We start from the raw sequence: 16,346 nt of genomic DNA on the forward strand, positions 1-16,346 counted from the left end.
CCGTATGCCGTCCCGCGCCGGCGAGGTCGACTGGGACGCCCTGCGCGCGGCCGCCGTCGAGGCGATGCGGCACGCGTACGCCCCCTACTCGTCCTTCCCCGTCGGCGTGGCCGGCCTCGTCGACGACGGGAGGGTCGTGGTGGGCTGCAACGTCGAGAACGCCTCCTACGGCGTCGGCCTGTGCGCCGAGTGCGGGATGGTGTCGCAGCTGCACGCGTCGGGCGGAGGGCGGCTCGTGGCGGTCTCGTGCGTGGACGCCGAGGGTGCGTCGCTCATGCCGTGCGGCCGCTGCCGGCAGCTGATCTGGGAGCACGGCGGCGCGTCCTGCCTGCTCCAGACGCCCCTCGGGGTGCTGCCGATGAGCGAGGTGCTGCCCCAGGCCTTCGGCGCCGAGGACCTGCAGCGCAGGGGTGGGGGTGTCCAGAAGTGACCAGTCGGCGAGGGGAGGGGACGTGACGGGGCTAACGGGGCTGCACCTGCCGGGTGACCTGGACGAGCCGGGGGTGCTCGAGCCCGCCGCCATGTATCCCCGCCTGCACGACGACGAGATCCCCGACGCCGCGGTCATCTGCTTCTTTCCCGACACGGTCCGCGCGGTGGGGGAGCGCGAGGGCTCGGCCGTCGCCTTCAGCTTCACCTCGATCATCGGCGGGCAGCCCTGCTACGTCCGCGAGGTCGCAGGCCGACGGATCGCTTTCTTCTTTCCCGAGATCGGGGCGCCGCGGGCCGTGATGTTCCTCGAGGAGTCGATCGCGCGCGGCATCACGCGGTTCGTGGCGGTGGGGTCGGCGGGGGTCCTCGTGCCCGACCTGGTGATGGGCCATCCGTTCGTCGTGACCTCGGCCCTGCGTGACGAGGGCACGAGCGCGCACTACGGGGCCGTGTCGCCGGTGGTCGAGGCGGGGGCCCTCGGCATACGGGCTTGCCTCGACGCCCTCGACGCGGCCGGCGCGCCGCACGAGACCGGCCGCACGTGGACCACCGACGGCATCTATCGCGAGACCCGGTCCACCGTCGCACGCCGGATCGAGGCCGGGTGCGCGGTCGTCGAGATGGAGGCCAGCGCATTCCTCGCCGTGGCGGCCTACCGCGGGGTCGAGCTGGGACAGATCCTGTTCAGCGCGGACTCGCTCGCCGGGGAGGACTGGGACCACCGCGGCTGGGTCACGGCGGGGGACGCGCACGAGCAGGTGTTCTGGATCGCGATGGACGCGGCCGCCCGACTCGCGGAGGTGCGCCGGGAACGCCTGGGACAAGGCCCTCGTTGCTCGGACAGGACGACCGACGACACACGGGAGTGACCATGGGATTCCTCGACCGACTGCTGGGCCGCACGCCGCAGCAGGGCTACCAGCAGCAGGGCTACCAGCAGCACCAGCCGCAGTACGCGCCGCCGCCGGTCGGCTACGAGCAGGTGGGGACGCCTCGGCAGGGCGCGGCCGGCGCGGGGCAGCCGGGCCAGACGGCTCAGTCGGCCGAGGACCAGCAGGCCATCGAGCGCTACCGCTACCTGCTGCGCACCGCCCCGCCGGAGAAGGTCGAGGAGGCGCACGCCGAGGCCTTCGCCAAGCTCACGCCCGAGCAGCGCCAGCAGGTGCTGACCGGCCTGTCGCAGTCCGGCGAGACGCCGGCCGGGGACGACCCGCAGTCGCTGGCCCGCGCGGCGACTCGCGCCGAGATGCGCCAGCCGGGGTTCATGGAGCGGACGTTCGGTGGCGCCGGGGTCGGGGGCGGCCGTGGCGGCATGGGCATGGGCGGCATGATCATGGGCTCGATGCTGGGCTCGATCGCCGGCGTCGTGGTCGGCACCGCGGTGGCCGGGGCGATCTTCGATGGCATGGACGGTTTCGGGGACGGCGGGGCGGACCTCGCCGGGGACGGCTTCGGCGACGGGGGCGGGGACTTCGGCGGCGACGGGGGCGGCGACTTCGGCGGAGGCTTCGACGGGTTCGGCGACTTCGGGGACGTCGGCGGCTTCGACTTCTGACGCTCGCCCCCACGCTCGTCGCCCGCTCCCCAGCACACCCGGGGGCGGGCGACGGCCGTGGGCCGGCCCCCGGGTCAGCTATGGTGCAGATCCGGTCGGCGCAGCGAGTCGTATGCCGTCCGCCAGCCGCCCCTCGTCGGCGAGGACCCGCAGCCGGGCGACCACCCGGTCGCGCAGCGCCCATGGGTCGATGGTGCTGACGTAGATCTTGGTGCCGCCCTCGAACCCCGCCAGCGTGGAGACCCGCCACTTGAGGACGATCCGCCAGGGCAGGGGCAGGTCGACGCCGGTGGGGGTGTGGTGCCACTCCTCGTTGCAGGGCACGTGGGCGCCGGTGGCGGCGTGCAGGGCGTGCAGCAGGTCCGCGACGGCGTCGACCTCGTGGCGCTGCTGCCGCCAGGGCTGGCGGGTCGGGGACAGGGAGTGGACCTCGAGGGTGGGGTAGCGGTGCCCGAACCCCGCGTAGGCGATCGCGTGCTCGGTGCGGGCGACCACGAGTCCGGAGCGTTCGGCGAGGGCGGGACCGGCGTCGGCATACAGCGTGGGGTGGCGGCGCAGCCGCTCCTGCTCCTGCTCGGCCTGGGTGCCCAGCTCGTCGACGGCAACGAGCTGCTTGTGCAGGTGGTCGAAGGAGGCGCCGGCGGGCTTCAGCCAGTTCTGGAAGGCGGCGACGTAGCGCACGTTCGGGTTGGCGGCGTAGAGGTCCGCCATGGCGTCGACGGTGAATCGGACGTAGGCGCGGTGCTCCTCGGGGGTGAGCATGCCCGACGAGGCGAGACCGCCCGTGTCGGTGGCGCCGTCGACCAGGTGGCGGCGCGCGACGATCACGTCGTGCCCGCCGCCGAAGAAGGCCTCGGTCCCCGAGAGGCGCCGCTCCTCGTCGAGGAGTTCCCACGCCTCGCGTGACGTCCCGCTGGCGAGCGCCTTGGTGCGGGCGACGGCGAGCATGTGCGCCCGCCCGGCCGGGTCGGCGAGGTAGGCGTCGCGGCGGGCGCGGGCCGCAGCGGACAGGGTGACGCCGTGGTTGAGCCGCCAGTAGTCGTAGCTGAGGATCTCGAACAGGTTGGGCACGCGCCGGAACTCGGCGACCGTGTCGTGAAGCTCCGTGCGGGACAGGCCAGTCAGCGTCGCCCACCCCGGGCCTGCCTGACCGGCGCGGGTTCTCACGAGCCGCGACTTCTCCGGAGGTGTCTCGGCGTAGCGCTCCGGGCAGAACGCGCACAGCCGGTCCCGCTCGCCCTCGGCCACGGGTGCCGCGGCCAGGGCGGGGGCCGCCAGCGGCCGGTTGCCGCGCCCCGGCACCGTCCACACCTGCGTGCCGGTGAAGGGGTTGACCTGCTTGACCGTCCCGTCCGGCAGCCGCGCGAGGTAGTGGTCGTCCAGGCGGCGGGCGCTCGTCATACGGCCATCATGGACCGGGCGCCCGGCGAGCTCACAGCAGGGCAGGCGACGGTGCGGCGCTGCACGCCTGACAGGATCGTCCGGCGGGCAGCCTGGCGCGGGTGCCGGCGACCTTGCGGGTCAGCCCTCGGCGCCGCAGATCGCGGCGGGTCGGTCGGCCAGGTGCACCAGGCGCGGCGACGAGGACCTCGCCGCGAGCTGGGCCTGGGTGACGGGCATGCGCGTGATCAGGCCGGCCTTGTCGCCGTCGCGGCGGTTGTCCGGGCCCGCGAGCCGCCACGTCATACGGCCGGGTCACACCGTGGTGAGCACGTCGTCGAGGTCCAGTCGCGGGCCGCGGGGGTAGTAGGAGGAGTCGTCCGGTCGACCCACGTTCGCGACGACGAGTGCGGTGTGTCGGCCGTCGGGGAAGAAGGTCTGGTCGACCTTGGCGAAGTCGACGCCCGTCATGGGGCCGATGGCCAGCCCGGCCGCGCGCACGCCCAGGACCCAGTAGCCGATCTGCAGCGCCGCGTTGAGACGGGCGGAACCCTCGCGGCCCTCGCGGCCGAAGCCCTCGAACAGGTCGCGCGCGCCGGGGTTGGCGGGGAACTGGGTGACCAGGTGGTCGTGGAAGTCCTTGTCCGCGGCGAAGATCAGCGTCAGCGGGGCGTCCTGGGTCTTGGCCTGGTTGCCACCCATCATGGCGTCGACAAGGGCGGCGCGCTGCTCGGGGGAGCGGACCGCCACGACGCGCAGCGGCTGCTGGTTCATCGAGGTGGGGGCCCACCGGACCAGGTCGTGGATCTCGCGCAGCTGCTCGTCGGTCACGGGGTCGTCGGTGAAGGCGTTGGGGGTGCGAGCCTCTCGGAAGAGCAGGTCCTGGGCGTCCTGGGGGAGAGTGAGGGCGGGAGACAGCGTCGAGTCGATCATGGGTCGTAGAACTTTCAATCAACGTCTGTCATTCCCGTCGGCCGGGCGGGTGCGAGGACCTAGGCTGTCCCGGTGAACCTGCGCTCCGTCGTCGCCGACACCCGACCGCTGCAGCACGGGGACTTCCGGCGGCTGTGGACCGCCAACATCGTCACCGTGATCGGCGCCCAGCTGACCATCGTCAGCGTCCCTGCGCAGATCTACGCCGACACCGGCTCGTCCGCGTATGTCGGGCTGACCGGGATCTTCGGGCTCGTGCCGCTGGTCGTCTTCGGGCTGTGGGGCGGGGCGCTGGCCGACCACCTGGACAAGCGGCGGCTGCTGACGATCACCACCGTCGGCCTGATCGTGACGACGCTCGGCTTCTGGCTGCAGGCGGCGCTCGGGTCCACGAATGTCTGGCTGCTGCTCGGCCTGTTCGCCGTGCAGCAGGCGTTCTTCGCGGTCAACCAGCCGACGCGCACCGCGGTGCTGCCGTCGATCCTGCCGATGGACCTGCTGCCCGCCGCCAACGCGCTGAACATGACGCTCTTCATGGCCGGCGCGATCGCGGGACCGCTCGTGGCGGGCGCGCTGATCCCGCTCGTGGGCTTCTCGTGGCTCTACCTCGCCGACGCGATCTGCCTGCTGGCCACGTTGTATGCCGTCCGCCGGCTGCCGCCCCTGCCCGCGGAGCGCCATCCGGGGTCGCCGTCATCCGCGCCGGGGCTGCGCTCGGTCCTCGACGGGATCCGTTATCTCGGAGGGCATCCCGTGCTGATGATGAGCTTCGTGGTGGACCTGATCGCCATGGTTTTCGGGATGCCGCGGGCGCTCTTTCCCGAGATCGCGCACGTCGACCTGGGCGGCGAGGTCGGCGGCGGGCTGGCCTTCGCGGTGCTCTTTGCCGCGATCCCGGCGGGGGCGGTGCTCGGCGGGGTCTTCTCCGGGTGGGTGTCGCGCGTGACGCTGCACGGGCGGGCGGTGGTGCTGTGCATCGTCGCGTGGGGCGCGGCGGTGGCGCTGGCGGGGGCGGCGGTGCTGCCGGCTGGTGGTCGGCTGCACCCGTGGATCTGGCTCGCGGCGGTGGCCCTGGCCGTGGCAGGGGCTGCGGACATGGTCTCGGCGGCGTTCCGGCAGGCCATGCTGCAGAGCTCGGCGTCGCCGGAGGTGCGGGGCCGGCTGCAGGGGATCTTCATCGTGGTGGTGGCGGGCGGTCCGCGGATCGCTGACGTGGCGCACGGCTATGCGGCGGGGCTCGTCGGGGCGGCGTGGGCGACGCTGCTCGGCGGCGTGCTCGTGGTCGTCCTGGTGCTGGTGGCGTCGGCGCTGGTGCCGTCCTTCGCCCGCTACCGCGCCGACCTACCCCCGGCGGGGGCATCGACCGGCAGGATCGACGCATGAGCGATGACGCAGAGCCGCGCGAGTTCGTCCGGACGAGCCTGCGCGGGGCGCGGTTCGTGGAGGTGGACCTGAGCGGCGCGGTGATGCGGGCCGTCGACGTCGCCGGGATGGAGATGGACGCACCGTGGCTGCTGGGTGAGGGAGATGCCTTGCTGGTCAACGGCGTCGACGTCGCTCCATACGTCGACGCGGAGCTGGACCGCCGCTTCCCTGGGCGGGCGTTGCGGCGCGCCGACGACCCGGATGGGCTGCGGGCGGCCTGGGCCGCCGTCGAGAGCGCGTGGGCCGCGACCCTGGCGCGGGCCGCTGCGATGCCGCCCGGCACCGTCGACGTGTCCGTCGGTGGCGAGTGGTCCTTCGCGCAGACGCTGCGGCACCTGGTGATGGCCACCGACACGTGGCTGGGGCGCGCGATCCTCGAGGTCGAGCAGCCCTACCACCCGCTCGGCCAGCCGAACGACGAGTACGAGCTCGACGGCTATGACATGTCGGTCTTCACGACCGAGACCCCCACGTATGCCGAGGTGCTCGCGGTCCGCGCCGACCGGGTTGCCATGGTGCGGGACTTCGTGGCAGGCGTCGACGAGGCCGCCCTGGGCGTCCCGCGCCAGAACCCGTGGGCCCCGCAGCACCCCGAGACAACGCTGTCGTGCCTGCACACCATCCTCGAGGAGGAGTGGGAGCACCACCGCTTCGCCGTCCGCGACCTCGACGCGATCGCGGCGGCAGCTCGCTAGCGGTGGCTCAGATCCCGGGCTCCGCGGCTCCGCGCCACCGAGCGACGGCGACTGTCACGCTCCGCACCAGCAGCGCGATCGATGCCCACGGCGCACCGTCAGGAGCGTTGTCGGATGACGTCAACTCTCCTGACGATGCCTCGATCGCTGCACTTCCGCCGCGGTCGCGCCGGAACCGAGCCCCGACAACGGGGAAGTTGGTGGTTGCCATGACGACACCCAGCGTCCCCGATGCCGGGGCGGGCCCCGCGAGCGGGCGGGGCGTCATACCTCCGGGCCAGACCTAGGCACATCCCCGGGGTGACCGGAGGGCCACCCCCGCTAGCCTGAGCGCGGCCATCGCCGGGCGGCCCGTCCCGGTGCCCCCGACGAGAGGCCCGCGTGAGCACCCCCGCCACCACGACCCGCACCCGCCCCGACCTGCGCCGCGACGCCAGCCTGTCCGCCGTGCTGGCCGGGTTCATCACCGTGGCGATCTCGTATGCCGGCCCGCTGCTCGTCATGCTGGAGGCGGCACGGGCGGCGGGGCTGTCGAGCCAGCTGACCGCCTCGTGGGTTTGGGCGATCTCGGTCGGCTCGGGTCTGGTCTGCCTCGTCATGTCGTGGGGGACCATGCAGCCGGTCATGGTGGCCTGGTCGATCCCGGGGGCGGCGCTGCTCATCACCTCGCTCGGCGGCTACCGGTTCTCCGACGCGGTGGGGGCCTACATCGTGTGCGGGGTCGTGTCCGTCCTGCTCGGCGCGACCGGCCTGGTGGGGCGGCTGCTGCAGGCGGTGCCGCGGCCCATCACGGCGGCGGTGCTGGCATGGGTGCTCTTCCCGTTCGCGCTCAAGGTGGCGGCGGCAGTGGTCGGACAGCCCATCGTGGCCGGCGGTCTGGTGCTCGGCTACCTGCTGGGGCGGCGGTGGCAGCCGCGCTACGCGGTGTTCCTCGCGCTCGCGGTCGGTGGGGTGCTGGCCGTGGGGGGGTTCGCGTCGGCGACGATCGTGTCGTTGTTCTTCGCCATACCCGCAGGCATGCTCACGGCCCTCGCGGGGGTGGCGCTGCTGTCGCCGCTGCAGGCCGCGATCTAGGACACCATGCACGAGGGCGACCACCACCGCAGCGTCACCGAGGCGGCCCTGATCACCCTGGCCGTGACGGCGTCGGGGGCGCAGGCGCTGGGGATCATGTCGGCCTTCTGGGGGTTGGTGGCGGGGCTGGTGGCCTATGCCATCCTCCGTCCGCGCCCCCGGTAGGGTCGGTGCATGAGTGAGCAGCACGATGCCGTCGACGTCATCCGCGCCAAGCGCGACCGGCACCCCCTGAGCGACAGCCAGATCGCCTGGGTGATCGACGCCTACACCCGCGGGGTCGTCGCGGACGAGCAGATGTCGGCCCTCGCCATGGCGATCTTTCTCAACGGCATGAGCCGCGAGGAGATCTCGCGGTGGACCGCCGCGATGATCGAGAGCGGCGAGCGGATGGACTTCTCCTCGCTGAGCCGCCCCACCGCCGACAAGCACTCGACCGGCGGGGTCGGCGACAAGATCACCCTGCCGCTGGCGCCCCTGGTGGCTGCGTGCGGCGTCGCGGTGCCGCAGCTGTCCGGTCGCGGGCTCGGCCACACGGGGGGCACGCTCGACAAGCTCGAGTCGATCCCCGGCTGGCAGGCGGAGCTCACCAACGAGGCGATGCTGCGCCAGCTCGAGGACCTCGGCGCGGTGATCTGCGCGGCCGGCTCGGGCCTGGCCCCCGCCGACAAGAAGCTCTATGCCCTGCGCGACGTCACCGCCACCGTGGAGGCCATCCCGCTGATCGCCAGCTCGATCATGTCCAAGAAGATCGCCGAGGGCACGGGCGCGCTCGTCCTGGACGTCAAGGTCGGGTCCGGCGCCTTCATGAAGACCACCGACGACGCCCGCGAGCTCGCCCGCACCATGGTCGATCTCGGGACCGACGCCGGTGTCACCACGGTGGCGTTGCTCACCGACATGTCGACGCCCCTCGGCCTGACGGCGGGCAACGCCCTGGAGGTCCGCGAGTCCGTGGCGGTGCTCGCCGGTGGCGGCCCGGCGGACGTCGTCGAGCTCACCGTGGCGCTGGCGCGCGAGATGCTCTCTGCCGCAGGGGTGTCCGACGTCGACCTGGCCGACGCGCTGGCCGACGGCCGCGCGATGGACGTATGGCGCCGCATGGTCGCCGCCCAGGGTGGCGACCCGGACGCCGAGCTGCCCACTGCCGCAGAGCAGCACGTCATCACGGCACCGGAGAGCGGGGTGCTGCAGTCGCTCGACGCCTATGCCGTGGGAGTCGCCGCCTGGCGTCTCGGCGCCGGTCGCGCCCGCAAGGAGGACCCGGTCCAGGCCGGTGCCGGCGTCGAGCTGCATGCCAAGCCGGGCGATCCCGTGACGCAGGGGCAGCCGCTGCTCACGCTGCACACGGACACACCGGAGCGGTTCGAGCGGGCAGAGGCCTGCCTCGAGGGCGCGTGGTCGATCGGGGAGGGGCAGCCTGAGCGGCCCGACGTCGTGATGGAGCGGATCGCATGAGCGGCGTTGCGGCACAAGTGGAGTGGCTCGACCTGCCGCACCTGCGGGCGCGGCGCAGCGCGAAGTGGACGCTCTACGACCGCGACGTGCTGCCCATGCCGGTGGCCGAGATGGACTGCCTGCTGGCGCCGCCCGTCGCCGAGGCGCTCAATCGTGCTGTGGCGCTAGGAGACACGGGCTACCCGAGCTTCGGGCGGGGGCTGCAGGAGGCATTTGCCGGGTTCGTCGCGCGGCGGTGGTCGTGGGAGGTCGACACCGACCAGGTGACGCTGTGCGCGGACGTCTCGGTCGGGATGATGGCGGCGATCTCGGCGCTGCTCGCGCCCGGGGACGCGTTCGTCATCATGCCGCCGGTCTACCCGCCATTCTTTCGCTGGGGCAGCGAGACCGGCATGCGCACCGTGGAGGTCCCCCTGCTGCAGTCGGACTCGGGCTATGCGCTGGACCTCGAGGGCATCGAGCGCGAGCTGCGGGCCGGCGCCAAGGCGGTGCTGCTGTGCAACCCGCACAACCCCGTCGGGTGGGTGCACACCCGCGAGTCCCTCACGGCGCTGGCAGATCTCGTGTCCGGCTACGACGCGGTCGTGCTCAGCGACGAGATCCACGCCCCGCTGACCCTGCTCGGGCACACGTTCACGCCATACCTCACCGTCTCGGACGCGGCCCGCACCCACGGGGTCGCGGTGCACGCGGCCTCCAAGGCCTGGAACCTCGCCGGCCTCAAGGCCGCCCTGATCGTCTCGGCGTCAGATGCCATGCGGGACAGGCTGTCTCGAGGTCTTCCGTACGAGACGCCCTGGCACGCGGGACAGTTCGGCTACCTTGCGTCGGAAGCCGCCTACTTGCACGGCGACCCGTGGCTCGATGCGCTCGTGACCGACCTCGCTGCTCACCACGAGCAGGTGCGCGACGGCCTCCCCTCGGGGGCGCGGATCGCGGTGCCCGCGCAGGCGACCTTCCTGTCGTGGGTCGACGCGAGCGGCCTTGACCTGGGCCAAGATCCGGCGGCGCGGCTGCTGGCGGACGCGCGCCTGGCGGTGGGGATCGGCCGCGAGTTCGGCGCGGCGTGGGGCGATCACATCCGCCTCAACGTCGGCACCGGGCCGCAGGTCATCGCCGAGGGGCTGCGCCGGCTCGGCTCGACGGTGTCCCGTGCGCCGGCGCCCGAGACGCCACGACCGCACGAGGAGACCCGATGACTGACCGGACGACCGGCAAGGTGCTGGCGGTGCTGATCTGCCTGATCGTGCTGGTGCCCCTGGCGCTGCTCAGCCGAGCCGAACCCGTCAAGGTCGGGCTGCCCGCCCTGGTGTTCGTGCTGACCGGTGTGGTCGTGCTCGTCATGAACGCTCGCAAGCCCAGACGGTGACCATCTCCGGCGTACCGGCTCGGGCTCAGTGGCTGAGCAGGTCGGGGTAGGGGTCGGTGAGACGCGGGCGGGCCGAGAGCTCGAGGCGGACTCCTTGGATCTCTGCCACCACATCGAGGTCGTGACGTGTCAGCTCTGGGGTCTGGAACGGCATCGCCGCCTCCTGTCCTGATGTCTCCATCCAAGAGACACCACACAGTGGCCTTTGGATAGAGACATAGCGTCTAGCCGACGTGCGCGGTCGACTGGGTAGGCTCCTGGCATGCCCGAGCTGATCACCGACCCCGTCCGCATCCCCGTCCCCGGCGGCAAGATCATCGACGAGCACGTCGGCAGCGCCTCGACCGGTGACCGCGGCGTCTCCGTCGCCCGGATGGAGGCGCCGGCGGGGTGGTCCGAGCCCTACCAGACGCCTGACTTCGACGAGGTGACCGTCGTGCTGGGTGGCGAGGTCGTCGTCGACCACGACGGCGGCCCCACCAGCGTCGTCACAGGTCAGAGCATCGTGACCCGCGCGGGCGAGCGGATTCGCTATCGGGTGGGCGGGGAGGGTGCGACATACCTCGCGATCTGCACGCCGGCGTTCACCCCCGATGGAGTGCACCGCGACGAGGAGTGAGGTCAGCGTCGCGTTCGGTCCTCCTTGCGCGCCTTGTCCCGGCGGAGGTACTCGAGGGCGATGCCCATCGCGATCCCGAAGGCGATGCCCGGGGTGGTGACCTTGTCGTCCCAGGAGGTCAGCAACCGGACCAGCAGCGTGATCACGGCCCAGGTGGCCATCATGATCGCTCCGTAGGCGGTGCAGCGGGTCCAGCTGAACTCGGTGGGCGGGGTCTTCGCGTCGATCTGCTCCATCCTCATGACCCCACGACAGCGCGGCACCCCTGCGCGTGTCATCCGCCCTGAGGCGGATCTCGGGTCCCGCCCCAGTCGGTAGGCCATCCCGCCGAGACCCGCCGGGGGCGGGGGCATCAGCCTGGGGGACGAAGGCCGGTCGATGCCTCTACCCCCGGTAGGGTCGTGAGGGTGACCAGTCGAGACAGCAGCCCCCCGGCATACGACGTCGACCCGCAGGTCGCCCGAGCACCCAAGGTGCTCCTGCACGAGCACCTCGACGGCGGGCTGCGCCCTGCCACGGTCCTCGAGCTGGCCCGCGAGACGGGGTATGACGCCCTGCCCGCCGACGACGCGACCGACCTCGGGCGCTGGTTCCGCGAGAGCGCGGACTCCGGCTCGCTGGTGCGCTACCTCGAGACCTTCGCGCACACCGTCGGGGTGATGCAGACCCGGGACGCCCTGCGCCGCGTCGCCCGCGAGGAGGTCCTCGACCTGGCCCGCGACGGGGTCGTCTACGCCGAGATCCGTTATGCCCCAGAGCTGCACCTCGAGCGGGACCTCACCCTCGAGGAGGTCGTCGAGGCCGTCAACGAGGGCTTCCGCGAGGGCGAGGCGCTCGCTCGCGAGGAGGGCCGCGAGATCCGGGTCACCGCGCTGCTCACCGCCATGCGCCACGCCGCGATGAGCCGCGAGATCGCCGAGCTGGCCGTGCGCTACCGCCAGCAGGAGGTCAGCGGCTTCGACATCGCCGGCGCCGAGGCCGGCTACCCGCCCACCCGGCACCTCGACGCGTTCCAGTACCTCGCCCGCGAGAACGCCCACTTCACGATCCACGCGGGGGAGGCCTTCGGGCTGCCGTCGATCCAGGAGGCGCTCACCTGGTGCGGCGCCGACCGCCTCGGGCACGGCGTGCGGATCGTGGACGACCTCACGGTGGACGGCGTCGCCTACCCGCAGTGGATGGCCGAGCACCACCGGCTGCCCGACATGCACGACGTGCGGCTCGGTCTGCTCGCGGCCTACGTCCGGGACAAGCGCGTGCCGCTCGAGATGTGCCCCAGCAGCAACGTCCAGACCGGCGCGTCCCCGAGCATCGCGCTGCACCCGATCACGCTGCTCAAGGACCTGCGCTTCCGCGTGACGGTCAACACCGACAACCGGCTGATGAGCGACACGAGCGTGGGCCAGGAGATGACCCTGCTCGTGCGCGACGCCGGCTGGACGATGACGGACCTGCGCTGGGTGACGATCAACGCGATGAAATCCGCGTTCATCGCCTTCGACCAGCGGCTCGCCCTCATCGACGAGGCCATCAAGCCGGGGTATGCCGAGCTGGTGTGAGCGTTCGCGGGGCGCGTCAGAGGTGGGGGAGGACGCGGTGCCGGGTGGCGGCGTCGCGGACCAGCCGCTCGGCGTCGCGCCGACCCCGCTCGGCGACCACGGTCTGCAGCAATGCCTCCGGGTGGGTGCCGGGGGGAGGTAGTGGCATGACGTGCTGGGCGACGGTGGCGGCCAGCTCCTGAGCGATGCGGGCCCGGGCCACGCGCTCCAGGCCGTCTCGGCGGTGCAGGAACTGACGCGTCGCCAGCGAGAGCCCGTCCGGCAGAGGGGCGATGTCGGCGGTCGCGGCCCAGGCGGACAGCTCGGGGGCGGGCGGCACGGGCGGTGGCAGCTGCAGCCGGAGGCGGTCCCGGACGGCATACGTGCCTGCGGCGAGGTCGCCGAGCCGCTTGCCGCGCGCGGTGAGCACCACCGCGCAGAAGGCCACGGCGCCGCTCGTGCCCCAGATCTCCAGGAACCCGACGAGCGATCGCGTCAGGCACTGGCGGAAGGCCACCGGGCCGCCGTCGTCGCGGACGATGCACGTGCCGGTGACGAGCCGACCCAGGGAGCGGCCGCGGGTGAGGGTCTCGACGGCGGCGGGCAGGATGACCAGGGTCGTCACGACGGTGGTGAGGACCAGCGCCGCGCCCGCCGCGTCGTCGAGGTCGCCCAGCACGCCGCCGAAGGCGATCCCCAGGCCGAGCAGCAGCAGCCCACCCACCGCCACGTCGATCGCGCCGGACGCGACGCGCAGCCCCGGGCCCGCGGCCGGCACGCGCAGGGCCACGGCGTCACCGGTGACGAGGTCGTCCTCGCCCACCCCGATCGTCGGGCGGGCTGACCTGGACGGGTGCATGTCCGGCAGCCTAGCGGGCAGGTCGGTGGACGGCGGTGACCCGGTCCTCGCAGGGCGCGGGCTAGGGTGAGGCCGTGGACCTGGACGCCTACGTCGCGGCCCACCGGGGGGAGTGGGACGAGCTCGACGCGCTGACGCGCCGCTCGCGGTTCTCCGCGGAGGAGGCCGACCGCCTGCTCGACCTCTACCAACGGGTCGGCACGCACCTCGCCGTCGTGCGCACGAGCGCACCGGACCCTGGTGTCGTGCAATGGCTCTCGGGGGTGCTGGCGCGGGCGCGGCGGCGCGCCTCGGGCACCCGGACCGGGTCGGCGCGGGACATCGCGCGGTTCTTCGGCGAGACCTTCCCGGCGACGCTCTACCACCTGCGCTGGTGGTGGTTGACGACGACGGTGGTGAGCCTGCTCGTGGCGTTCGGGGCGGGCTGGTGGTTCTACCACAACCCCACCCTCGAGAACTCGCTGATGAGCCCGGCCGAGGTGGCGCAGTACGTCAACACCGACTTCGAGAGCTACTACTCCGAGCACGCGGCCACGAGCTTCGCGGCGCGGGTGTGGACCAACAACGCCTGGATCGCCGCGCAGTGCATCGCCATGGGGGTGCTGGGTGCGCCGGTCGTCTACGTCCTGCTGGCCAACGTGATCAACCTCGGGGTCATCGCCGCGCTGATGGTGCGTCACGGGCGGGGCGCGCTGTTCTTCGGCCTGATCCTGCCGCACGGGCTGCTCGAGCTGACCGCGGTGTTCGTGGCGGCGGGGGTGGGGCTGCGGCTGTTCTGGTCATGGGTCGAGCCGGGGCCTCGCAGTCGTATGGCGTCGCTCGCCGCAGCCGGCCGCACCACCGTCGGGGTGGCGATGGGGCTGGTGGTGGTGCTCCTCGTGTCGGGGATCCTCGAGGCCTTCGTGACGCCCTCGGGCCTGCCGACCTGGGCGCGGATCGCGATCGGCGTGCTGGCCGAGGTCGCGTTCTTCGTCTACGTGTTCGTGGTGGGGCGGCGGGCGGCCTTGCGGGGGGTGACCGGTGACGTGGACGCCGCCGACCGCGAGGAGGAGGCCGTCGCGACCCTCTGACCTCGACTCGACCGCCCACCAGGCACAATCGCAGGTGTGGAGGAGACCGAGGCCCAGATCGACGACGTCCTGGCGCTCGAACGTGAGCTTCAGTCGCCGGACGCGCGGCGCAACGAGCGTCGGTTGAGGGAGCTGTTGGCCCCGGGCTTCATCGAGATCGGCGCCTCTGGCCGTCGGTGGGACCTCGAGACGATCCTCGCCTTGCTGGCCGCGGAGTCCGGCGACGGTGACGGCAGTGCCTGCGCCATCGGGATCAGGGACCTCGAGGCGCGGGTGCTGGCGCCGGGCATCATCCAGGTCTTGTGGGACTCGGATCGCGACGGCTGTCGGGCTCGGCGCACGTCCTTGTGGCAGCGCACCGCGAACGGGTGGCGTCAGACCTACCACCAGGGCACCCCGCTGCCCTAGGCCGGGCGCGGTCGCCCTCCCATGGGCGCGGCTCGTCGAGTGGTCGCCTGCGTGGGGCTCGCGCGTGTCGTGAGAGGGCGCGTATGGCGCCCCCCGGTCGCACGGAGCCGCCATTCTTGCCCTTTCGCCGAGGCGTCGGAGACACGTGGGCGGCCGGTCCATGCCCCTACCCCCGGCGGGGGCATCAGCCTGGGGGACGAAGGCCGGTCGATGCCCCTACCCCCGGTAGGTCAGAGGAGGCCGCGGGACTTGAGCGTGAGGTAGTGGTCGGCCAGGGCCGGCGCGAGGTCCTCGGGCGGCGCGTCCACCACGGTCACGCCGAGCCGGGCCAGCGCGTCGGCGGTCTGCAGGCGCAGCGTCCGTGTCCGCTCGGCGGCGGCCGCGCCATAGGCCTGCTCGGCGGTGCGGCGGGCGGTCGCCATACGGTCCAGGTCGGGGTCGGCGCAGGACGCGATGCACACCCGCTGACGCTGGGTGAGCAGGGGCAGCACGGGCAGGAGCGACTCGGCGACGGCGGCGGGTTCGAGGGGCGTCAGCAGCACCACGAGTGAGGGCCGGCGCGCCTGCCGGGCCACGGCGGCGGCCAGCGCCTGCCAGTCCGCCTCGACGATGGCGGGCTGCACGGTCGCCAGCGCGTCGGACATGGCAGCGAGCATCTCGGGACGAGCCACCCCCGCGAGCTGGGTGCGCACGACGCGGTCGCCCGCGACGAGGTCGACGTGGTCGCCGGCGTGCGCGGCGAGGGCCGTGAGCAGCAAGGACGCCTCGATGGCCGCGTCCAGCCGGGTCGTGTCGTCTACGCGCCCGGCCGACAGCCGCGAGGTGTCGACGACCAGCGTGATCCGCCGGTCGCGCTCGGGTCGCCAGGTCCGCACGACCAGCTCGCTGCGCCGCGCCGAGGCTCGCCAGTCGATCGAGCGGACGTCGTCGCCCTCGACGTACTCGCGCAGGGAGTCGAACTCCGTGCCCTGCCCCCGCACCCGCACCGCCGAGCGCCCGTCGATCTGCCGCAGCCGCGCGAGCCGGCTCGGCAGGTGCCGCCGCGAGTGGAAGGGCGGCAGCACCCGCACGGTCCCCGGCACGTCGACCGACGCCTGGCGCCCTGCGGTCCCCAGCGGGCCGAGGGTGCGGACGGTGACGAGGTCCGTATGCCGGTCCCCGCGCCGCACGGGCGTCAGGCCCGTCTCGACGACCACCGTGGCGCCGGCGGCCACCGTGAGGCGGTGCCGCTCGCCGGCGGCCCCGGCCGACGGCTGCCATGCGTCGCGCAGCACGCCGCGGGCGGTCCGGCGGGACGCGTTGTGCACGTGCAGCCGGCTCGTGGTGGTGGTCGCGGCGCGGATGGTCCCGACGCGGTCGCGGGTGATCGACAGACGGCGCGGCGAGGCGGCCAGCAGCGCGTCGGCCCCGGCCACCACCACGACGAGCACCAGCCACAGCGTGGCGGTGAGGGGCTCGGGGCGCAGCAGCACCGGCGCCACGCCCAGCAGGGCGAGCACCACGGCGCGGCCGGTGAGGGTCATCGAGCGCT

At 73.0% G+C, this 16,346-nt stretch carries 21 protein-coding genes; 14 read left to right on the plus strand and 7 right to left on the minus strand.

Translation table 11 applies throughout. From position 1 onward, the window contains the following. Positions 1-4: 4 nt before the first annotated feature. From ACF3NS_RS08405 to ACF3NS_RS08415, 3 genes are read left to right on the plus strand one after another with little or no spacing between them, the layout of a single operon-like run. Entirely contained in the window at positions 5-430 is a 426-nt protein-coding gene (locus tag ACF3NS_RS08405) for a cytidine deaminase (RefSeq protein ID WP_154593173.1), read from the plus strand. 22 nt (positions 431-452) lie between these two features. Next, on the plus strand, positions 453-1,301 hold the full coding sequence (locus ACF3NS_RS08410) for a nucleoside phosphorylase (RefSeq protein ID WP_392465493.1): 849 nt from the start codon (positions 453-455) through the stop codon (positions 1,299-1,301). A gap of 2 nt (positions 1,302-1,303) precedes the next feature. Continuing rightward, positions 1,304-1,987, plus strand: coding sequence for a hypothetical protein (locus tag ACF3NS_RS08415; RefSeq protein ID WP_392465494.1), 684 nt, complete (start codon positions 1,304-1,306; stop codon positions 1,985-1,987). A gap of 78 nt (positions 1,988-2,065) precedes the next feature. Here ACF3NS_RS08415 and ACF3NS_RS08420 read toward each other — a convergent pair whose 3' ends face one another. From ACF3NS_RS08420 to ACF3NS_RS08430, 3 genes are all read right to left on the minus strand, one after another. Then, entirely contained in the window at positions 2,066-3,388 is a 1,323-nt protein-coding gene (locus ACF3NS_RS08420) for a DUF4921 family protein (protein ID WP_288798756.1), read from the minus strand. Between the two features lie 120 nt (positions 3,389-3,508). Continuing rightward, positions 3,509-3,673, minus strand: a complete 165-nt coding sequence (locus ACF3NS_RS08425) for a hypothetical protein (protein ID WP_392465497.1) — start codon at positions 3,671-3,673, stop codon at positions 3,509-3,511. Positions 3,674-3,682: 9 nt separating this feature from the next. After that, positions 3,683-4,300: a malonic semialdehyde reductase gene (locus ACF3NS_RS08430; protein WP_392465500.1), complete on the minus strand. Its 618-nt coding sequence runs from the start codon at positions 4,298-4,300 to the stop codon at positions 3,683-3,685. Positions 4,301-4,372: 72 nt separating this feature from the next. On the opposite strand from ACF3NS_RS08430, the gene ACF3NS_RS08435 reads away from it, so the two are divergent. The 7 genes from ACF3NS_RS08435 (at position 4,373) to ACF3NS_RS08465 (ending at position 10,321) form a co-directional block, all read left to right on the plus strand. Next, positions 4,373-5,683 (plus strand): MFS transporter, encoded by a 1,311-nt coding sequence (locus ACF3NS_RS08435; RefSeq protein ID WP_392465501.1) that lies wholly within the window; start codon positions 4,373-4,375, stop codon positions 5,681-5,683. Continuing rightward, positions 5,680-6,420 (plus strand): DinB family protein, encoded by a 741-nt coding sequence (locus ACF3NS_RS08440; RefSeq protein ID WP_392465502.1) that lies wholly within the window; start codon positions 5,680-5,682, stop codon positions 6,418-6,420. Before ACF3NS_RS08435 ends, ACF3NS_RS08440 begins: the two co-directional genes overlap by 4 nt. 381 nt (positions 6,421-6,801) lie before the next feature. Continuing rightward, positions 6,802-7,494 carry a benzoate/H(+) symporter BenE family transporter gene (locus ACF3NS_RS08445; protein WP_392465503.1) on the plus strand — a complete coding sequence of 231 codons (693 nt, stop codon included), beginning with the start codon at positions 6,802-6,804 and terminating at the stop codon, positions 7,492-7,494. A gap of 6 nt (positions 7,495-7,500) precedes the next feature. Beyond that, positions 7,501-7,659: a benzoate/H(+) symporter BenE family transporter gene (locus ACF3NS_RS08450; RefSeq protein ID WP_289032939.1), complete on the plus strand. Its 159-nt coding sequence runs from the start codon at positions 7,501-7,503 to the stop codon at positions 7,657-7,659. A 9-nt stretch (positions 7,660-7,668) separates the two neighbouring features. Further along, on the plus strand, positions 7,669-8,952 hold the full coding sequence (locus ACF3NS_RS08455; RefSeq protein ID WP_392465505.1) for a thymidine phosphorylase: 1,284 nt from the start codon (positions 7,669-7,671) through the stop codon (positions 8,950-8,952). After that, positions 8,949-10,151, plus strand: coding sequence for a MalY/PatB family protein (locus tag ACF3NS_RS08460; RefSeq protein WP_154593169.1), 1,203 nt, complete (start codon positions 8,949-8,951; stop codon positions 10,149-10,151). The genes ACF3NS_RS08455 and ACF3NS_RS08460 overlap by 4 nt, the downstream gene beginning before the upstream one ends. Further along, positions 10,148-10,321, plus strand: a complete 174-nt coding sequence (locus ACF3NS_RS08465) for a hypothetical protein (RefSeq protein ID WP_154593168.1) — start codon at positions 10,148-10,150, stop codon at positions 10,319-10,321. Before ACF3NS_RS08460 ends, ACF3NS_RS08465 begins: the two co-directional genes overlap by 4 nt. 25 nt (positions 10,322-10,346) lie before the next feature. On the opposite strand, the gene ACF3NS_RS08470 is transcribed toward ACF3NS_RS08465, so the two are convergent. Beyond that, positions 10,347-10,475, minus strand: coding sequence for a hypothetical protein (locus tag ACF3NS_RS08470; RefSeq protein WP_283809780.1), 129 nt, complete (start codon positions 10,473-10,475; stop codon positions 10,347-10,349). A 108-nt stretch (positions 10,476-10,583) separates the two neighbouring features. Here ACF3NS_RS08470 and ACF3NS_RS08475 point away from each other — a divergent pair, with 108 nt between their 5' ends. Then, complete coding sequence (locus tag ACF3NS_RS08475) at positions 10,584-10,940, plus strand: cupin domain-containing protein (RefSeq protein WP_392465506.1); 357 nt, start codon at positions 10,584-10,586, stop codon at positions 10,938-10,940. 2 nt (positions 10,941-10,942) lie between these two features. Here ACF3NS_RS08475 and ACF3NS_RS08480 read toward each other — a convergent pair whose 3' ends face one another. Further along, positions 10,943-11,182, minus strand: coding sequence for a hypothetical protein (locus ACF3NS_RS08480; protein WP_154593166.1), 240 nt, complete (start codon positions 11,180-11,182; stop codon positions 10,943-10,945). 165 nt (positions 11,183-11,347) lie between these two features. On the opposite strand from ACF3NS_RS08480, the gene ACF3NS_RS08485 reads away from it, so the two are divergent. Continuing rightward, complete coding sequence (locus ACF3NS_RS08485) at positions 11,348-12,499, plus strand: adenosine deaminase (protein WP_392465509.1); 1,152 nt, start codon at positions 11,348-11,350, stop codon at positions 12,497-12,499. Between the two features lie 16 nt (positions 12,500-12,515). Here the strand turns inward: ACF3NS_RS08485 and ACF3NS_RS08490 are convergent, their stop codons facing one another. After that, positions 12,516-13,337: an RDD family protein gene (locus ACF3NS_RS08490; RefSeq protein ID WP_392465512.1), complete on the minus strand. Its 822-nt coding sequence runs from the start codon at positions 13,335-13,337 to the stop codon at positions 12,516-12,518. A 74-nt stretch (positions 13,338-13,411) separates the two neighbouring features. On the opposite strand from ACF3NS_RS08490, the gene ACF3NS_RS08495 reads away from it, so the two are divergent. Both ACF3NS_RS08495 and ACF3NS_RS08500 read left to right on the plus strand, forming a co-directional pair. Beyond that, entirely contained in the window at positions 13,412-14,407 is a 996-nt protein-coding gene (locus tag ACF3NS_RS08495; RefSeq protein ID WP_392465513.1) for a stage II sporulation protein M, read from the plus strand. Positions 14,408-14,443: 36 nt separating this feature from the next. Then, entirely contained in the window at positions 14,444-14,815 is a 372-nt protein-coding gene (locus tag ACF3NS_RS08500; protein ID WP_311966506.1) for a DUF4440 domain-containing protein, read from the plus strand. 230 nt (positions 14,816-15,045) lie between these two features. Here the strand turns inward: ACF3NS_RS08500 and ACF3NS_RS08505 are convergent, their stop codons facing one another. After that, positions 15,046-16,338 carry a DUF58 domain-containing protein gene (locus tag ACF3NS_RS08505; protein WP_392465516.1) on the minus strand — a complete coding sequence of 431 codons (1,293 nt, stop codon included), beginning with the start codon at positions 16,336-16,338 and terminating at the stop codon, positions 15,046-15,048. Between the last annotated feature and the right edge of the window lie 8 nt (positions 16,339-16,346).

The sequence above is a fragment of the Arsenicicoccus cauae genome (genome assembly GCF_043162025.1).
Classification (GTDB): Bacteria; Actinomycetota; Actinomycetes; order Actinomycetales; family Dermatophilaceae; genus Arsenicicoccus; species Arsenicicoccus cauae.

Excerpts from the sequence above, each read along its gene's own strand:
- ACF3NS_RS08455 (WP_392465505.1), top strand. The coding sequence starts at position 7,669 with ATGAGTGAGCAGCACGATGCCGTCGACGTCATCCGCGCCAAGCGCGAC.
- ACF3NS_RS08460 (WP_154593169.1), top strand. The coding sequence starts at position 8,949 with ATGAGCGGCGTTGCGGCACAAGTGGAGTGGCTCGACCTGCCGCACCTG.
- ACF3NS_RS08405 (WP_154593173.1), top strand. The coding sequence starts at position 5 with ATGCCGTCCCGCGCCGGCGAGGTCGACTGGGACGCCCTGCGCGCGGCC.
- ACF3NS_RS08470 (WP_283809780.1), bottom strand. The coding sequence starts at position 10,475 with ATGCCGTTCCAGACCCCAGAGCTGACACGTCACGACCTCGATGTGGTG.
- ACF3NS_RS08490 (WP_392465512.1), bottom strand. The coding sequence starts at position 13,337 with ATGCACCCGTCCAGGTCAGCCCGCCCGACGATCGGGGTGGGCGAGGAC.
- ACF3NS_RS08465 (WP_154593168.1), top strand. The coding sequence starts at position 10,148 with ATGACTGACCGGACGACCGGCAAGGTGCTGGCGGTGCTGATCTGCCTG.
- ACF3NS_RS08450 (WP_289032939.1), top strand. The coding sequence starts at position 7,501 with ATGCACGAGGGCGACCACCACCGCAGCGTCACCGAGGCGGCCCTGATC.
- ACF3NS_RS08415 (WP_392465494.1), top strand. The coding sequence starts at position 1,304 with ATGGGATTCCTCGACCGACTGCTGGGCCGCACGCCGCAGCAGGGCTAC.
- ACF3NS_RS08505 (WP_392465516.1), bottom strand. The coding sequence starts at position 16,338 with ATGACCCTCACCGGCCGCGCCGTGGTGCTCGCCCTGCTGGGCGTGGCG.
- ACF3NS_RS08425 (WP_392465497.1), bottom strand. The coding sequence starts at position 3,673 with ATGACGTGGCGGCTCGCGGGCCCGGACAACCGCCGCGACGGCGACAAG.
- ACF3NS_RS08480 (WP_154593166.1), bottom strand. The coding sequence starts at position 11,182 with ATGAGGATGGAGCAGATCGACGCGAAGACCCCGCCCACCGAGTTCAGC.
- ACF3NS_RS08440 (WP_392465502.1), top strand. The coding sequence starts at position 5,680 with ATGAGCGATGACGCAGAGCCGCGCGAGTTCGTCCGGACGAGCCTGCGC.
- ACF3NS_RS08430 (WP_392465500.1), bottom strand. The coding sequence starts at position 4,300 with ATGATCGACTCGACGCTGTCTCCCGCCCTCACTCTCCCCCAGGACGCC.
- ACF3NS_RS08475 (WP_392465506.1), top strand. The coding sequence starts at position 10,584 with ATGCCCGAGCTGATCACCGACCCCGTCCGCATCCCCGTCCCCGGCGGC.
- ACF3NS_RS08420 (WP_288798756.1), bottom strand. The coding sequence starts at position 3,388 with ATGACGAGCGCCCGCCGCCTGGACGACCACTACCTCGCGCGGCTGCCG.